This window comes from Psychrobacter proteolyticus (assembly GCF_038155145.1).
In the GTDB taxonomy this organism is placed as follows: Bacteria; Pseudomonadota; Gammaproteobacteria; order Pseudomonadales; family Moraxellaceae; genus Psychrobacter; species Psychrobacter proteolyticus_B.
Map to the genome: position 1 here is coordinate 36,014 of NZ_JBAKAY010000003.1, position 17,586 is coordinate 53,599.

General features: G+C 43.3%; 15 protein-coding genes. 4 read left to right on the forward strand and 11 right to left on the reverse strand.

What is annotated here, in order from left to right; translation table 11 throughout:
• Positions 1-3 precede the first annotated feature (3 nt).
• Both V6252_RS04515 and V6252_RS04520 read right to left on the reverse strand, forming a co-directional pair.
• Positions 4-1,212 (reverse strand): acetyl-CoA C-acetyltransferase, encoded by a 1,209-nt coding sequence (locus V6252_RS04515; RefSeq protein WP_341609474.1) that lies wholly within the window; start codon positions 1,210-1,212, stop codon positions 4-6.
• Between the two features lie 105 nt (positions 1,213-1,317).
• Positions 1,318-2,469 (reverse strand): acyl-CoA dehydrogenase family protein, encoded by a 1,152-nt coding sequence (locus V6252_RS04520; protein WP_341609476.1) that lies wholly within the window; start codon positions 2,467-2,469, stop codon positions 1,318-1,320.
• A gap of 379 nt (positions 2,470-2,848) precedes the next feature.
• Between V6252_RS04520 and V6252_RS04525 the strand changes: the two genes are divergently transcribed.
• Positions 2,849-3,487, forward strand: coding sequence for a TetR/AcrR family transcriptional regulator (locus V6252_RS04525; protein ID WP_341609477.1), 639 nt, complete (start codon positions 2,849-2,851; stop codon positions 3,485-3,487).
• Positions 3,488-3,670: 183 nt separating this feature from the next.
• Here the strand turns inward: V6252_RS04525 and V6252_RS04530 are convergent, their stop codons facing one another.
• The 5 genes from V6252_RS04530 to V6252_RS04550 form a co-directional block, all read right to left on the reverse strand.
• Entirely contained in the window at positions 3,671-4,306 is a 636-nt protein-coding gene (locus V6252_RS04530) for a hypothetical protein (RefSeq protein WP_341609478.1), read from the reverse strand.
• A 404-nt stretch (positions 4,307-4,710) separates the two neighbouring features.
• Positions 4,711-5,694, reverse strand: coding sequence for an MDR family oxidoreductase (locus tag V6252_RS04535; RefSeq protein ID WP_341609479.1), 984 nt, complete (start codon positions 5,692-5,694; stop codon positions 4,711-4,713).
• Positions 5,695-5,774: 80 nt separating this feature from the next.
• On the reverse strand, positions 5,775-6,407 hold the full coding sequence (locus V6252_RS04540) for a TetR/AcrR family transcriptional regulator (protein WP_341609481.1): 633 nt from the start codon (positions 6,405-6,407) through the stop codon (positions 5,775-5,777).
• A 96-nt stretch (positions 6,408-6,503) separates the two neighbouring features.
• Positions 6,504-7,088, reverse strand: coding sequence for a YqiA/YcfP family alpha/beta fold hydrolase (locus tag V6252_RS04545; protein ID WP_341609483.1), 585 nt, complete (start codon positions 7,086-7,088; stop codon positions 6,504-6,506).
• Between the two features lie 57 nt (positions 7,089-7,145).
• Entirely contained in the window at positions 7,146-8,060 is a 915-nt protein-coding gene (locus V6252_RS04550) for a hypothetical protein (protein WP_341609484.1), read from the reverse strand.
• 736 nt (positions 8,061-8,796) lie between these two features.
• On the opposite strand from V6252_RS04550, the gene V6252_RS04555 reads away from it, so the two are divergent.
• The 3 genes from V6252_RS04555 (at position 8,797) to V6252_RS04565 (ending at position 13,928) form a co-directional block, all read left to right on the forward strand.
• Complete coding sequence (locus tag V6252_RS04555) at positions 8,797-9,996, forward strand: sugar transporter (RefSeq protein WP_341609485.1); 1,200 nt, start codon at positions 8,797-8,799, stop codon at positions 9,994-9,996.
• A 370-nt stretch (positions 9,997-10,366) separates the two neighbouring features.
• A complete protein-coding gene (locus tag V6252_RS04560; protein ID WP_341609487.1) occupies positions 10,367-11,662 on the forward strand; it encodes an MFS transporter in 1,296 nt (431 codons plus the stop codon).
• A gap of 412 nt (positions 11,663-12,074) precedes the next feature.
• Positions 12,075-13,928 carry an autotransporter domain-containing protein gene (locus V6252_RS04565; RefSeq protein WP_341609489.1) on the forward strand — a complete coding sequence of 618 codons (1,854 nt, stop codon included), beginning with the start codon at positions 12,075-12,077 and terminating at the stop codon, positions 13,926-13,928.
• Between the two features lie 151 nt (positions 13,929-14,079).
• Here V6252_RS04565 and arfB read toward each other — a convergent pair whose 3' ends face one another.
• The 4 genes from arfB to V6252_RS04585 form a co-directional block, all read right to left on the reverse strand.
• Positions 14,080-14,493, reverse strand: coding sequence for an alternative ribosome rescue aminoacyl-tRNA hydrolase ArfB (gene arfB / locus V6252_RS04570; protein ID WP_102091188.1), 414 nt, complete (start codon positions 14,491-14,493; stop codon positions 14,080-14,082).
• A 185-nt stretch (positions 14,494-14,678) separates the two neighbouring features.
• Entirely contained in the window at positions 14,679-15,521 is an 843-nt protein-coding gene (locus V6252_RS04575; protein WP_341609490.1) for a CoA ester lyase, read from the reverse strand.
• 344 nt (positions 15,522-15,865) lie between these two features.
• A complete protein-coding gene (locus tag V6252_RS04580) occupies positions 15,866-16,630 on the reverse strand; it encodes an SDR family oxidoreductase (RefSeq protein ID WP_341609492.1) in 765 nt (254 codons plus the stop codon).
• Positions 16,631-16,801: 171 nt separating this feature from the next.
• Positions 16,802-17,584, reverse strand: a complete 783-nt coding sequence (locus tag V6252_RS04585) for an SDR family NAD(P)-dependent oxidoreductase (RefSeq protein ID WP_341609494.1) — start codon at positions 17,582-17,584, stop codon at positions 16,802-16,804.
• Between the last annotated feature and the right edge of the window lie 2 nt (positions 17,585-17,586).

The following is a 17,586-nucleotide window of genomic DNA, read 5'->3' on the forward strand; positions in this document are numbered from 1 at the left end:
AAGTTAAACACGCTCGATAATGGTGGCAATACCCATGCCACCGCCCACACATAGCGTAATCATAGCTGTCTGTAGGTCACGTCGTTCTAACTCATCAAGGACAGTCGTCATCAGCATCGCGCCTGTTGCCCCAAGCGGATGACCCATGGATATTGCACCACCGTTGACGTTGACGATATCAAGCGAGATGCCAAAATCATCAGCGGTATTCATCGACACAGCAGCGAAGGCTTCATTAATCTCCCAAAGGTCTATATCAGAGGCTTGCATGCCCGCTTTATCGAGGGCTTTTTGGCAAGCTGGTGTCGGACCTATCAGCATAATGGCAGGCTCTGAGCCAATAACTGAGGCCATCGTGATCTTGGCGCGTGGTTTTAGCCCTGCTTTTTGACCAGCCGCGGCGCTACCAATCAAGCAAATTGCTGCCCCGTCGACGATGCCAGAGGAGTTACCTGCATGATGCACATGATTGACGGTTTCAATCGTCGTATATCTGTCCAATATCACACTATCAAAGCCCATTTTACCCGGCATAATAAAAGAAGGTTTTAGCCCAGCTAAGGTTTCGACATTGGTATTAGGACGGATGGTTTCATCTTTATCTAACAGCATCATGCCATTGATATCGGTGACAGGAACGACAGACTTATCGTAATAGCCACTCTCCCATGCCTGTGCCGCGCGGCGATGCGACTCGGTGGCAAAGGCATCGACATCACTACGATTAAAGCCTTTGAGCGTTGCGATGGTATCTGCACCCACTCCTTGCGGTACGAAATGCGTCGCTTCATTGACACGTGGATCCATGTACCACGCCCCTCCATCAGAGCCCATCGGCACACGGCTCATAGACTCAACACCGCCTGCCACTACCATGTCTTCCATACCTGACATGACTTTGGCAGCCGCCAGATTAATAGATTCCAGACCAGAGGCACAAAAACGAGATAAGGTAAGACCTGCCACACTCTGTGCCCAGCCAGCATCGATAGCAGCAATGCGGGCGATATCAGAGCCTTGCTCACCCACTGGTGTCACGCAGCCAAGTACCACATCATCGACCAAACTGGTATCCAAGTTGTGACGCTGTTGCATCTCTTTTAACAAAGTTCGCGTCAGCCAAATCGGTGATGCCTGATACAACGAACCGTCCTTTTTTCCTTTGCCCCGTGGCGTGCGGATCGCATCATAAATATAAGCAGTCTCAGTCATAAAAAATCCTTTTTTTATTTTGTAAATTTTGTAAAGAATATGCTGATGTCCTATTTAACTTGCTAGATAGGACATGGGCTTGTAACCAATCAATAAGCTACGCGGCTACATAAAGCGTGAAGCCAGTTCCTTCATAATCTCATTGGTACCGCCATAGATTTTTTGCACGCGCGCATCAGCATATAAACGAGCGATAGGATACTCTGTCATATAGCCATAGCCACCAAACAGCTGCACGCATTCGTCGATGACTTCACACTGTTTTTCGGTGACCCAATATTTGATTAATGAGGCATGCGGTACAGAGAGCTTGCCATCTAACATCGCATCCACTGCCGCATCACACATGGTGCTGGCAGCGAGATAATCGGCATAGCACTCCGCCATCTTAAAGCGGGTATTTTGAAACTTCCAAATAGGTTTGCCAAAGGCTTCGCGCTCTTTTACATAATCTAGCGTTAGATTGATAGCAAGCTTCATCGAACCAACCCCTGATAGCGCAATGATTAAACGCTCACGCGGCAACTCCTGCATCATTTGGATAAAGCCCATACCTTCTACCGTACCCAACAGGTTCTTTTGTGGCACACGTACATTGCTAAAGAACAACTCTGATGTATCCTGCGACGTCAGACCAATCTTGTCGAGATTGCGCCCACGCTCAAACCCTTCTACTTTGTCCGTTTCTACGATGATAAGTGAGACGCCTTGCGCACCTTTTTCACGGTCTGTTTTGCATGCTAGTAGGATAAGATTGGCGTGCTGACCATTGGTAATAAAGGTCTTAGAGCCATTGATAATGTAGTCATCACCATCTTTTACCGCATAGGTTTTGATGTTTTGTAGGTCGGAGCCAGTACCAGGCTCGGTCATGGCGATAGCACCGATATATTCGCCCGTTGCCATTTTGGGTAGCCACGCTTGTTTTTGTTCTTCAGTACCGTGGTCTAAAATATAAGGCGCGACAATACCTGAATGCACCATACCGCCAAATCCTGACTGATTGGCTTCGGTCTGTGCGTAGATAAGCGCCGCTTCATGACCAAAATCCCCGCCGCCGCCGCCATATTCAGCTGGTATCGCTGCACACAAGAACCCCATCTCGCCCGCCTCTTCCCACGCAGCGCGATCAATCATGCCATTCTTGCGCCACTGCTCATCTTTAGGATCCCAAGATTGAAACATTTTTAAGGCGCTGTCGTGCACCATCTGATGCTCTTCGGTCATCCAGTTTGGGGTAAATTTTTCGATACTCATGATGTCTATCCTTGACAAGGTGAAGTGAATAACAACTATATAGTCAAGTCTATATAAATCCGCTACAGCGTCATCCTCACTAAGCATACTAATGTATAACTTGCACTTGGTTTCCTTGTATCGAAATTATATTGAACTGACTATAGCTAAGCCATTTTTTAAATTTATGGTAATTTATATTACCGTTATAGATATACTATAAATTCTTTGTATTTATTAATACACGAGTCTTATACTAGGCTACGAAAAACTACTTCGCAATCAATTAAATAAAAATGGTAATTTACATTACTTATTGATTTAATCACGTTAAATTATCGAGCAAATCATTTAACTGATAGGACGTATCAAATAGCCAATACTTTAAGAAGCGATAAATATGAAAACCTTTAGTCAGTCAGATAGCCTCACGCAAACTCGATCTCTAGCGCCCCTATCCGATATGCGGCCCGCAACTTTGGATAAAATTGAGCAAGCCGTTCGTAAAGTCTTTGCAGGATTTGATGCTAATGAGGTGACGATGGCGCAGATTGCAAAGTCTGCAAACGTCTCTTTGCAAACGCTCTATAAGTATTTTGGAGACAAGCAAACGCTGTTTTATACCATTATGGATATTGTACTCGGCAGATTGGCCGCTCGAATTATGGATCATCTGCAAGGGATTGATAGCGTACAAGATCGTCTACGTAAGACACTGTGGGTCTGCTTTGATTTTGTCGACTCGCATCCAGATGCGGTAATGGTGCTGTCTTCTGTCTCAGCCTCGCGGATACGTAATATCGCAATCTATGAAAACAAAGAGCTTATTGGGGCGTTTTTGGCGGTATTAGAAGATGGGCAAAATCGTGGGGTGCTCAATGACACTGTCCCACTGCACATACTCTTCGATGTGTTTATGGGGTTTATCAGTCGACTTGGCTTAATGCATACCATTCGCCAAACAGAAACACCGTTAAATGCAGAATTTGATACGCTATTTGTGATCTTATGGCGCGCCATCTCTAAACCTGAAGTCTAAAGCTGAAAGCTTAAAATGAGTTTTATAAAACTGATACTTAGCAGTGTTTGACTCTTAGAATAAAACATAATGTAAAAAACCAAAAAGCCCACGATAACGTGAGGCTTTTTTATATTTTTTAGTCAATATGATTATTCAATCAATGTCATTAACAGCTCGTGCTGCTTACACGCTCAAAGCTTTTTAGATACTGCTAGATTTTGGCAATCCATACTCTGCATGGTCGACCACATGGTTGTTTTGTTCAATAGTCAGTCGATAGCCTTTGATAACACCGTCGTATGGCAAACTGCCCTCATACTGCTGATAATGCTCGAAGATGCTGTCTTGAATCACTGATTTACGGGCAGCATCGTCCAGTTTGGCAAAACCGCTAGGCAAGTGTACTTGCGCAAAACGTGAAGCCGCACCACGAGACATCCAGTTATCAGCACTCGCAAATGTAAAATCCACTTCCGCTCGTAAGCTATATCTGGGTAGCGTATTAGAGTAATTTGCTAAATCATATTTAATCTGCGCAATATCTTCTGCGAATGGCTGATACGGTATCTCAAGTACGGCAAACAGTTTTGCTAAAAATTCATCAGCGGTAAAGTGTTTGTCCATATAGCTACCATCAAGCCCAAGGAATTTGCTCGACAGTACATGGCGCAGGCGGTCATAGGCAGGTATAGTGTGTTTAAGAGGATAACCCATTTGCTTGACGATATCTTGCGGACGCAGCTCAAGCGACTCTATTTGATTGATGATATATTGCGCTAGAGAATGGCGTGGGTGATAACGACGGGTATATTTAGATGGATTAGCAATGTGGCTCATGATATTGAACACCTTAGACTCCTGTAACTCCGACGAAAAAGTATGATATACGCCCAAATAGGCAAAAAATCAGGCACAAATGAGGTTGTCGGAGTACAGGCTCATGCGCTTTACCAGAGTTGTTTTATATCGTGCTGGAAGTTGCAAGGTTTGTCGCGCCGCCATGAGACTATTGTCATGGTCGGCGATAACAAAACTGTTAAACCCACGATAGATCGTTCAACGATGATAGCACATCAGATGACAAAAAATAAATACCGATATTTGTGACCGTTTGTGAATACTTCTTTTTCACTTTAATTATTCAATCTTAGACCTTTCGATGCATCATTTATTCATGTATTAAATAAAGGCTCAACATCGAAATGTTAGTGTTGAAGTGTTGAAGTGTTAAAAATTAACGTTTAACGATTGACGTCAACAACTATTCGACCACGAACTTTACCATCCAATAAATCGCTGGCTGTCGGAATGACTTCGCTTAGACCAACCTCTCTAGTGATTGCATCTAATTGCATCATATCCAAGCTTGTGCTTAAACGCTGCCATGCTTCTACCCGCTCATCATAAGGTCGCGTCACACTATTGATACCAAGCAAACTGACACCGCGCAAAATAAATGGCGCAACAGTAGCAGGGAAATCCATGCCTTGAGCCAATCCACAGGTAGCGACTAAACCATCTTCACACGTGCTAGCACAAACGTTGGCCAGCGTATGACTACCAACAGAATCAATTGCGGCGGCCCATTTTTCTTTTCCAAGTGCACGTCCCGGACTACTCAATTCAGCACGGTCTATGATCGTCGTTGCACCAAGGCTCTTTAAGTATTCCGCTTCCTCTAAGCGACCCGTAGAGGCAGTGACAGAGTAACCTTGGTTTGCTAGAAGTGCGATAGCAAAACTACCAACGCCGCCATTAGCACCAGTCACCAATACTTCACCACGCTCTGGTGTGAGTCCATGACGCTCTAATGCGATTAGGCAAAGCATCGCAGTATATCCTGCCGTACCTATTGCCATTGCTTGACGTTCAGTCATCGATTCAGGAAGCGGGATGAGCCAGTCACCGTTTAATCGCGCTTTTTGTGATAGACCGCCCCAATACTTCTCACCCACGCTCCAACCATTTAACAACACCTTGTCGCCAACTTTGTAGCGAGGATGACTGCTTGTTTCGACAGTACCCGCTAAATCAATCCCTGGAACCATGGGAAATGTGCGTACCACAGGGCTACGACCCGTGATGGCCAGTCCATCTTTATAGTTAAGCGTGCTATATGCCACACGAACCGTGACATCCCCTTCTGGCAATTGCGTGTCCTGTATCTCAGTCAGATTAGACTGATAAACATCGTCATTTTTTTCAATTAATATTGCATTGAACATAGTAGCTCCTATTTAGACCAATCATCTATAAATGAGTAAAAAATAATTTAGACCGGTCGTCTAAAAATATGGATAAAAAATTACTTCTGTATTCCTGCTACAAAACCTCGGAAAAAAGTATCTAATGGACTGACGTCTTGCACCAACTTAGCACGCAAAACCGCACCTTCCCAACCAATCCAAAAAAAAGCAGCAAGCTCATCACAATCACTATTAGGATGTATTTGTCCTTGTTGTACTGCCAGACGCAAGCAAGCCGCTAAACGCTCTTGCCAATCAAGCAATACGTTTTCCAACTCACAACGAAAACTGCCAGGCAACACAACAATCTCTTGGCCCAAGTTGCCTACCAAACAACCGCGTCGAAATTCATGCTTGATCATTCCCGACTTAGCATCTTCAACAAAGTCACTAATACGCTGCATAGGAGATACTTGCTCATTCAGAAAACAATGATCTAGCTTGCGAGCAAAATACAACGCGTACTGCCGCAACACTTCCTGTCCAAATGCTTCTTTGTTTTTGAAATAATTGTAGAAAGAGCCTTTAGGCACATTGATACGTTTGAGTATGGCATCGATACCAGTGGTCGCAAAACCTTGCTCTGTCAACATCTCCATCCCAGATCTCAAAAGAGCTTCACGGGTATCCGTAAACTCTCGTTCAACATTGGGTGGACGCCCTCGACGGGCTTTTGGCTTAGTAATCGTCATGCATAAATATTATGACCGATCGTCTTTAATGTCAATCAATTATTTTTAGTGGTCTATTTATCCATCAGTCGCGACAGTTTTTGACTGCCCTTGCTATTAGTTTTCACCATGATATGTTGCCTCATCCATCCAAACGATGGGATCTTCGCACAGATGCGTTACGTGATACCAGATATCACTGCTACGAGCGATACGATGATGACCGCCTGCAAAGTAATCAACTTCCCAGCTGTCAGGCAGATTCACTAAGGTTCGTCTAGCGACTGCTACGTCTAAGCTTTCATCGTCGACTTCTACCATAACTCGTACCATCTCGGTATTGGTCGTGGGAAAAGATAGCTTCATATCAACTACGTCAGGGATACGGTCAACCAATACCTCACTTGGATAGATACAAGGCGCAATCAACAGTGCCCGCAAGTTGTATTTATGGGCAAAATGATTGGCAAACCAGCCACCAAGCGAATGCCCTGCCAACACTACTTGCGGGTACTGTGCGATTTTCTCGCGAATCAAAGCATCATAAATCTCAAATATTTCTGCAAAATTCTCTCGATAGTTGACCGTTTGGCAATATTTAGGCTCACGTGTGATACAGGTATATTTACTGGTCTCATTGCTTGAATCGAGACCATGGAAAAACAATAAGAACGTGTCGTTATTTTCGATAGGAAACATCATAAGGTTCTCCTTTTTTAATTATTATTTAGGTTTCTTCTTGATAATTTTTTTTATAAATCAAACTGGTTTTTGGCTAGCAACCTGCGCTTGATGCAAACTCAAAAGCTCCTCACAAGCCTGCATTGAGGTATTTTTTGCAAAACCTTCGTTAAACCAAAAGTCATAAACCGCTTGGACAATGGCTTTCACCGCTTCTGCATTTTCTGGCTTTTGTTCTATTAGTTTCATCGCAATGTCTTGCGCTTGTATATCCGACTCGCTATAGGGCGCGCTCCAGCCCACGCCATAACGATAGAGCACATCATTGATTGCCAATATGAATATGGCATTTGATATGCCAAATGACCCGATAAGCCTGTCAAGCATTGCACAGCGCTCTTCATAAATACTGACCTCTATCGGCATATCAGCTTGATCAAACAAACAGTCACAATTCACCATGTGCGAGGGTTTACTAAAATCATCCCACAGCAACGGATAAGTTCCTCGAATCCCGCCCTTTTCCGCTACATTAAATTGCCAAATCGCATAATGAGTATCTGGCCCTTTATAAGGCACATGTATGAACCACTGCATCATTGCATCACTATCATACATAATATGAGTGCTACCAATTCGCACGCCCTGCTTAGGCAGTACATCCTGATACACGCTATTTATGTCATCACTATAGAGCTTCACTTTACGTAAGTTTTTATCACTGCTATCGCCTAACTCCGCTCGTGCTTCTTTTATGCTTCGATAGGGTTTAAAGGGTGCTACCCATCTGAGCGTCTCATCGGTATTGTTCACGAAGTAAATATCATCTTCATAACTGTCTACAGAAACCGTTTCGAGGTAAAACAATGGCTGTTTTCGTACTCGGCCTTTCTCATCATTTGCTAGTGCCGTTATACCAGATAGCTTTGAGCCAACCGACCACTGCATATTGTCTAACCGTTTTTGTTCAAACTGATACGTTAATGTCGTCATCGTTATATCCTTATTATTTTGATTTTGGTTTTTTCGCTGCAGTTTTTCATTGTTGTTATATTCTGAATGCTGATTTCAAGCCAGCCGAGCCTATTCGCCATTGTTTAAATGACGTCATTATCTATAAAGTTACGTAAATTAATCGACTTGGTAAGGTAGTAGTTTTTAATTCGGATAGGCTTTTTAGCCACAGTTTTTCGCTGTTACATTGCTAAGATTTTTGCAACGCTAACGAGCTTTTTTCTGCTAAGTTTTTCGTTCATTAATGAATATGGTTTTTGAGTTTGTACAGGCGCAGCAGTTTAGGATTAAACGTAAATAACATTGCTGAAAAAACATTGCTAAGATAGCGTTTAAGACTCAGTTAAGAAGTGAAGCGTTGCGCTCCGAGGGTTAACTGGTTTTTATCTCATGTTATTTTGCCTGACCTAATAACTATAGTATAAGCTCACATAAAAATAAAGCTGTTTAAAACCTTCTACGACAACTGGTGTCGCTTTTCTTTCAATGAGTTGTAGTTTAGTCGTTAGCAAGTATCCCAACGCATTAAATATGATTAACGATAGTTTCATATTACTCAAGTATCCTCAATAAACGTCCAATTAACAATCCTTATCAAAAAACACCTTTCACGATTGACGTGGGCTTGCTATCTTGCCCCGCAAACCTTGTATTCTAATTGAGCCTGCCCCACTTTGACCTATCACACGTAGTATTCGCATCTGTATTGGATTTTATGACACATAACCTTGAGGCCAGTTCAAACGCTCGCCGAACTCAGTATTTTCAAGTATTTTTGATGGGCGTTAGTGCCTTTATTATGAACACCACAGAATTTGTTCCTGTGGCGCTGTTGAGCGACATTGCCCAAGACTTCTCTATTACGACGGCAGAGACTGGCTGGATGTTGACACTCTATGCTTGGATTGTTGCAGCGATGTCATTGCCACTAATGCTATTAACCAGTCGATTTGAGCGCAAACGCTTGCTCTTGGGGCTTTTTGCCGTATTTATTGCCAGTCATGTACTGTCCGTATTTGCCTGGAGCTTTGATGTGCTACTCATTAGTCGCGTTGGAATTGCGTTATCGCATGCGATATTTTGGTCGATCACAGCTGCAATCGCGATACGCGTCGCGCCTGAAGGCAAAAAAGCCATGGCGCTTAGCGTACTGGCGACGGGTACATCGTTAGCAATGGTACTGGGTGTACCGCTGGGGCGTTTGGTTGGGCAATGGTTTGGCTGGCGAGCGACCTTTGGCGGTATTGGTGTCATCGCCTTAATTGTATTTATTCTACAATCGAGACTCTTACCAACGCTACCTAGTATGTTTGAAGGATCTTTTAGGAAGATTCCAGAACTACTTAAAAACCCTTTATTGGTTTGTCTATACCTGCTTATTTTATTGGTCTTTACAGCCCACTACACAGCTTATTCTTATATAGAACCATTCATGCGCCAAGTCGGTAATATCAGTGAAAACGCTGCGACTTTTGTACTGTTGCTATTCGGTGCAGCAGGAATTGTGGGCAGTGTGATTTTTAGTCGTTGGGGTGATCGGTTCAATACCAGATTGATGCTAATATCGACCATACTGATGCTCGTGTCTATGCTTGCGCTGTTGCTAGCAGTGACCTCTGTATGGGCGCTCAGCTTTATTGCCTTACTGTGGGGCGCGGCGCTCATGCTACTGATTATCTCCATGCAGGCCAAAGTCATCATGGTCGATGTCAATGCACAAGACATGCTGATGTCGATGTTCTCAGGTATTATTAACTTAGGAATTGGTACGGGTGCGCTATTCGGTGGTTATGCCGTCACGCACATCTCACTATCTAGCGTAGGGTACACAGGTGCGGCTATCGCAGCTGTGGCATTACTCTTAATGCTATTTATGATTAAACGATTTCCTGAATTGAGTAAACGACTTGGCTAGCTAATAAGCCTATATTAAAGGATAGCCAAAAAATAGCAGTCGGGAAGGAATCGTCAGAGAACAACAAGCAGAATGCCAGCCATCTAAATGGGCTGGCATTTTCTTTATGTATGAATATAACAATGTGGCCTATAAATCATTTCAAGGATTTCTTACACATTCATTGAACGGACGTTCAGGTGCAGTTATACTAATTTTATTGGACATAAGTATACTTAAGCTATAAGCGTACTCAATAAAGGACTGATAGAGGTTAAGCACAAAAGGATGAGTGTGAAATGGATACTATTCAAAACAAGGAAGTCACTACCTACGATCTAAATTTAGGTACGATATATATTACCAATTTTCAACTTGATGGAGATTCGTGATGTCTGATCGAATGACTCAACGAGACAGTCGAGATCAAGGAAATCAAGGAAATCAAGGAAATCAAAATAACAATGCGCCCTTTAGATTGGGTAAATTGCATTATGCTTGGATCGTTGCCGCTACAGGCTCTGTAGCAATGTTCTGCGGACTTGGGTTAGGACGATTTGCATTTGGCATGTTACTACCATCCATGTCATCTTCTTTAGGATTAAATTATACTCAAAGCGGAATCTTGGGATTTACCAACCTAATAGGATATCTCGTTGCGGTGCTTCTAAGCCCTTTTGTTCTACCTCGGTTAGGTACTCGAACGACTGCAACAGCTAGTCTACTCCTCATTGCTGTCTCGATGCTTGGTATGGCTTTTACCACCAGTTTTCCAGTACTCTGCGCACTCTATGTGTTGACAGGTATCGGTAGCGGCGGCGTGGTCTTACCAATGATGAGCGTCATGTCGCATTGGTTTTTCCCTTCACACCGCGGGCTTGCTCTAGGACTGGTTATGGCGGGGCCTGGATTTGGTATCATTTTATCAGGCTTTGTCGTACCCAAACTCTTACCCATCTCTACTCTACTGTCTTGGCAAACAGGTTGGCTAATTTTTGCCGTGATTAATATTGCGGTGGCTTGGCTTACTTTCGCTTTGATTCGCAATCATCCAGACGATGTTAGTCAAAATCCTTTTGGGCGCGCACCTACCTTACCTGTTAAAAATAAGAAAAAGCTAGAACGTAGCAATATTAAGCTGCTTGTACATTTAGGTGTCATCTTTGCTATTTATGGCGCCACCTATATGGTTTACGTCACCTTTATTGTCACCAGCATGGTTGGCTCGTATCAACTGAGTGAAGCGACTGCGGGCGGAATTTGGGCATGGATTGGACTGCTTAGCATGTCCTCAGGCATGTTGTTTGGCTGGATTTCTGACCATATTGGTAGACGCCTTGGTCTGGCGTTGGCTTTTTTCTTCCTTGCCATCGCTTATCTGTTGGTCGGACTGACTGATTGGAGTTTAGGGCTGTACTTGTCAATTATTCTGTTTGGCTTAGTGGTGTGGAGTGTGCCTGTCATTATGGCAGCTTCGGCGGGCGATTATTTCGGGCCTGCGGCGGCGGCAAGTGCGCTCGCAGCGCTGACCTTTACTTTTTCAGGTGGGCAAGCTCTTGGGCCAGTAGCCGCAGGTTATCTTGCAGAAGTCACTGGTGACTTTAGTATCAGTTATATGATATCTGGTATCGCAGCTTTTGTAGCACTTGGACTTGCATTATTATTGCGTCCACAAAAACAAGCTTAATTTCAGTTTCTATAGTATTGATACTGCTAACTATACTTACTCTTGCCACCAGTGACGTCTGTATGCGCATTTGGCCCGATTACCTTGCTGTGGAGTGCTGCTTTGATACTATTCATGAGCAAGCAGTTGTTTAGGCCAAATAAGCGATATCGATAGATAATTCTTATACTTTTCAACAAAGACAACTAAATAAAAATCAGGTGCTTACAGCATAATTACATAGAAGGAAACAAAATATTATGTGAGCGAGACAGTATGAGTTTTTAATACTTACTCCCCCTTTTTTATGCTCTAAAAACTTACTTAAATCAGGCAATATTCTTGCAATTTTGCAATCAAAACGATTGCTAGCTTTCTAAAAAGTGGTTACACTCGGTTGACAAACTATTACATTGATGACAAGGAAGTCGCTATGCCTCGTAATACCTCACGTTCTAAAATTGGCCATACCACTCTTAAAACTTTTACTAAAAGCATGCTTGCTATCAGCCTATCTATCGCTGGTATTACTCACGCAAATGCTTATGACAGTGTCACTTTTTTCGGTGATAGCCTGACCGATGGGGGCTATTTTAGTCAAGTTGTACCAGGTCCTGCTCAGTTTACCACCAACCCTGACAACACATGGGCGACCTCATTCGCTGAGCAGCTAGGTACCACGGCTGTTCCCGTTGTCTATCTTGGAAATCAAACTGGTAATAACTATGCTATTGGCGGTGCAAGAGCAGGCGAAGAAGCGCTTTTCCCTGGCGGTATTCCTATTGCTTCTGCCAATAGCCAAGTCGATAGCTACCTCGCCAATAACACAGTAGACTCTAATGGACTCTATGTGGTGTGGGCAGGTGCAAATGATTTACTTGCGGCGGCTGAAGATCCTGCTAATGCCCAAGCGACCATACTTGGAGCAGTAGCTAGCCAAACCGAAACGATTAATGCATTAAAAGACAATGGTGCCAAATATATCTTAGTACCCAATATTCCTGATGTCGGTCTAACTCCTAGAGTTATTGATCAAGGGCCTGTAGCACAGGCGCAAAGTACTGGTGCTACTAGTCTATACAATCAATTCATGCTTAGTGCCGCAGCAAATACTGGCGCTAATATCATACCGCTAGATATGTTTAGCTTAACTCAAGAGATCATTGCGTCGCCTGCTCAGTATGGTTTCACTAATGTCACCGATGAAGCTTGCGGTGACAACAATAGCTCTTTAACTTGTGGACCTGATACTCTTGTAGAAGAAAATGCCAACGAAACCTACTTTTTCGCTGATGGCATACATCCAACAGGCGCTACCCATCAACTGATTGCTGACTATGCAAATGCTGTTGTCACTGCGCCTAGCTTAATCGGTGTGCTGCCACATATTGCAACAACAACTGGACTTGCGACCAATGAGCGCTTACAGTCACACGTCAACCAAATTCAAAGCAGTGAGCAAAAACCTGCCCGTACACTATGGGCCGTCGGTGAAGTCGCTAATCAAGAAATTGCAGGGTTTGATGGTGATAATAATACTCAAGTATTGCTGGGTGTAGATTTTGCTCATCCTAACTCAGCCAATGCAGTGACAGGCTTATACGGCAACATCACTCAAAAAGACTTTGAAAACTCAGACGTTGGCACAGGTTTGAGTGATATTGATCTAGGAGAGATCGGTTTTGGTGTCTACCATAGCAACAAGTTTGGCGGTTTACAGATCAATGGTGCTGCAGGATTTGGCAACATGGATGTCGATGTCACACGTGCTGTCACACTTGGTAGTAACCAACAGCAGTTTAAGTCAAATGCTGATGGCAAGCGCTTTTATGCCAACCTGCAGGCAGGCTACCCAATGCAAGTGAGCAATATTGCCGTTACGCCTTATATCGGTGCCACAGCGAGCCGCGTAAAAATTGACGGACTCAAAGAAAAAGAGATGTCTGGCATTGCTATGCAGTTCGATGAGCAGAAATACTCTACGACATATGGCAAGCTTGGCCTCAAAGCCAATCATAGCTTGATGGAGAACCTAAACTTATTTGGTGATATTCATTACCAAAAGCAGCTGAGTGACAATCGCGAAGCGGTAACCGCACGTTTAAATACGCTCCCAAATATCAGCTTTGAGACGCCTATGGTCGAAACTGATGAGGATAACGTTGCTATGACACTTGGCCTATCTAGAAGCTTTGGTCTATTGAATGCCAATGCTGGTGTCACACATTCACAAGGTAATGACGACGACTCAACCAGCTTATTCGTTGGACTTAATGGTGCATTCTAAATAAGTCGTTAATCTAGAATAATGGTATAGGTGACAATTAATCGCCTATACCATTCTAAATTCAAACGTTGCCATAACCTACTACGATTTTTGTTCTATAAGTTTTCTGCCGTAAAAATTCTTAACAATCAAACCTACTATAACAAATTTTCTAAAAATCTACTTTACCGCGCAAAGCCTTTGTCTTACCGCGTTGGGTCTTTTTATCCACCCGTTTACGTTTGGCATTTCTGCTTGGCTTGGTCGGCCTTCTCGTTTTATTAACGTAAGTGGCTTTAGTGATAAAACTTTGCAAACGCTCAAGCGCATCTATTTTATTGCGCTCTTGCGTACGAAACTGCTGCGCCTTGATAATCAGCACGCCTTCCTTTGTTATTCGGCTATCTTTGCTATTTAGCAGTCGCTGCTTGTACTCATCGCTTAGACTTGAGTTGTTAATATCAAAACGCAAGTGAATGGCAGAAGATACTTTGTTGACATTCTGCCCACCTGCGCCTTGCGCTCGTATAGCACTGATCTCTACCTCATTATCATTGAGACTGATATTATTATTAATGAAAATCATAGTTTGCTTTTATCGAATGTGAATGGATATGGTTCATGATAAAGCATTATATAGTCAATCTTCTATAAATTAGGTACGGTGTCAGTCTCGCTTAGTATACTGCTTGTAATACTTTCACTCGGCGTCCTTGCCTCCAAATTATATTGAACCGACTACTTATATTTAACTAAATATGGATTGGTTTGCTACTTTGTCAACAGTTGACGGCTGCGCTCAATCACTGGCGCATCGACCATCTCGCCATCTATTTTGAATACTGCCTGCCCGCTGCGCTCGTATTCTTCAATCACACGCTGAGCAAAGGACAAGTCGTCGTCTGTTGGTTGCAATGCTTGTTGTACGACCGCCACCTGTTTGGGATGGATACATAGCATTCCTGACATCCCCATTTGTGACCATAACTGTACTCGATCGCTCAGTCCAACTTCGTTATTGAAATCAGGATAAATGGTATCGATGGGCGGCGATAATTGGTGCACTTTTGACGTCAGGATTAGTTGATAGCGGATTTGATTGGCGATGATGTCTGCGGCAGGTGTTCCTACTTGTACTTGCAAATCATTGCACAGATCTAAAAATCCATAACTAAACGCGGCCAACCCGACTGCTTTTGCCATACTATCGACTTGATACAATCCCAACGCACTCTCGAGCAAGGCAATCACAGCTAAATTGGTAAGCTGATGCACGCTCTCTATATCGGCGACTTGCTCGGCTTTGGCCAACAACACACCAGCTAAATTAGGCGTTTTCTGACAGAGAACTATGTCCTTGAAAAACTCCTCGCTACCTGCCTTATTAATACGCACCCAAACCGGCTGATAACCTGCACTGTCGTGATATTGCTGTAATGCTTCGCGTGCGGACGCTTTATCTTCTGGCGCAACGGCATCTTCTAAATCTACAATAACCGCATCTGCACCACTAGCAAAGGCTTTCGCCACTCTATCGATGCGAGTCGCTGGCACAAACAGCCATGTTTTATTTTGAGAAATCGTTTTTATTTTATTGTTGATAACTGAATCCATGCGTGACTCCATCATATTGTCCAAGTAGCTATTAGCATATTTATTATGCCACTATACAGCTGATGCTCATTTAAAATTAACAATTTATTCGATAGTGCAAAACCAAGATTACTTAGACATTCTATTAAAAAACCAAATCAAAAAAACCGCATGAAAGAATTATTCATGCGGTTCTTGATTCTCATGCAGTTTTAAAAAATTACTTTCTTATCTAACCTATGTCTTATAGTCGATTCAATTTAAAAGTAGTACAAGGCAACCGAGTGTAGATGTATATGTAATACTTCAAGCGAGGTTAACGCTGTAATACTTTTTATAGTGGAATGACTATATAGATTATCTAATTAAGCTAGCATGCCACCATCGACAACGATAGTCGCGCCTGTGGTATAGCTTGAGGCATCCGACACTAGATACAATACGGTACCAGCCATTTCGTCAGGCTCAGCCACACGTCCTAGCGGAATCGAGTGTAGTGCCATTTTTAAGACTTTATCGTTAGTAGTCAATGCAGAGGCAAACTTAGTATCCGTCAAACCTGGCAATAGCGCGTTGACACGGACATTCAGTGGGCCACATTCTTTAGCAAACGCTTTGGTCATGCTAATGACTGCCGCTTTGGTGATTGAGTAAATACCTTGCTTATCGCCAGCCACTAAACCATTGACCGATGCGGTATTCAAAATAACACCGCCACCCTGCTCTTTCATCATTTTGCCAGCGGCCGTCGACATAAAGAAGTAACCACGGATATTAACTTCAACCGTCTTATCAAAAGCGGCTAAATCTGTATCTAAGATATGGCCATAGTAAGGGTTGGCTGCAGCGTTATTAACTAAGATATCAATTTGACCAAATTCACTTTTGATATGCTCAAAAATTGCGTCAATTTGTTCCATATCTCCTACATGACAAGCGAAAGCACTGGCTTTATGGCCGTCAGCTTTGATGCTATCAGCGACTGCTTGGCAAGCATCGATTTTTCGGCTTGAGACAATCACATGTGCGCCTCTTGATGCCAATAAACGAGCAATAGACTCACCAATACCACGGCTAGCACCAGTTACTAGAGCAACCTTACCAGTTAAATCAAATAAATCTTTCATCATTATTCCTTATATTTTTATAAACTTTATATTTTCAATAATTTTTGAGCGCTGAACTCATATATCTAAAACGTGTATTTAAAATCAGATAACTAAACGCAGATAATCGCTGTCACAACTAACAGCGATTATCGAGCACTAATGAACTGAACAAAGAGCGCTCAACGATCACGGTTACGCTAGCATACCACCATCTAAGGTGAAGGCATGACCATTCATAAAGCTGCTTTCATCGCTGGCAAGCCACGCAATAGCACTAGAGATTTCACTGACGTTTCCTAGGCGGCGCAATGGACTGGCCTTTATCGTTGCTTGCTGCGTACGCTCATCCATCGTTGCCATGGTGTTGCGTACCATTGGCGTATCAATGAAGCTTGGGCATACCGCGTTAAAACGGATATTGGCACGAGCATACTCATGGGCGGCAGACTTGGTCAGACCCATGACCCCATGTTTAGCCGCACTATAGGCTGAAATCATAGGCGCTGAACGCAAACCTGCAATAGAGGCGACGTTGATCACATGACCACCACCATTAGGTATCATACAATTGACCGCAGCACGCATACAGTGCCAAACGCCTTTTAAATTCACTGCGATATTACGATCAAAGTCGTCATCGCTTAGCTCGTGCATTGGCGAAGGCTTGTGATCGATACCAGCATTGTTTACCACAACATCTAGGCCACCAAGCGTTTCTACTGCAAAGTCGAACAACGCACGTACCTCATCACCACTGGTCACGTCTACTTTTTTGAAAACGATACTGTTGCCAGAATCTTGACCTTGTTTGGCAACCGCTTCACCCATTTCTTCTGCCATATCACCAATGACGACTTTTGCGCCGCGACTGGCTAGCAACAACGCACTTGCTGCACCAATGCCTGATGCACCGCCCGTGATCAAAATTCGTTTGCCAGCTACATCTGATGCAATTCCATTTGTATTCAGTGTCATGA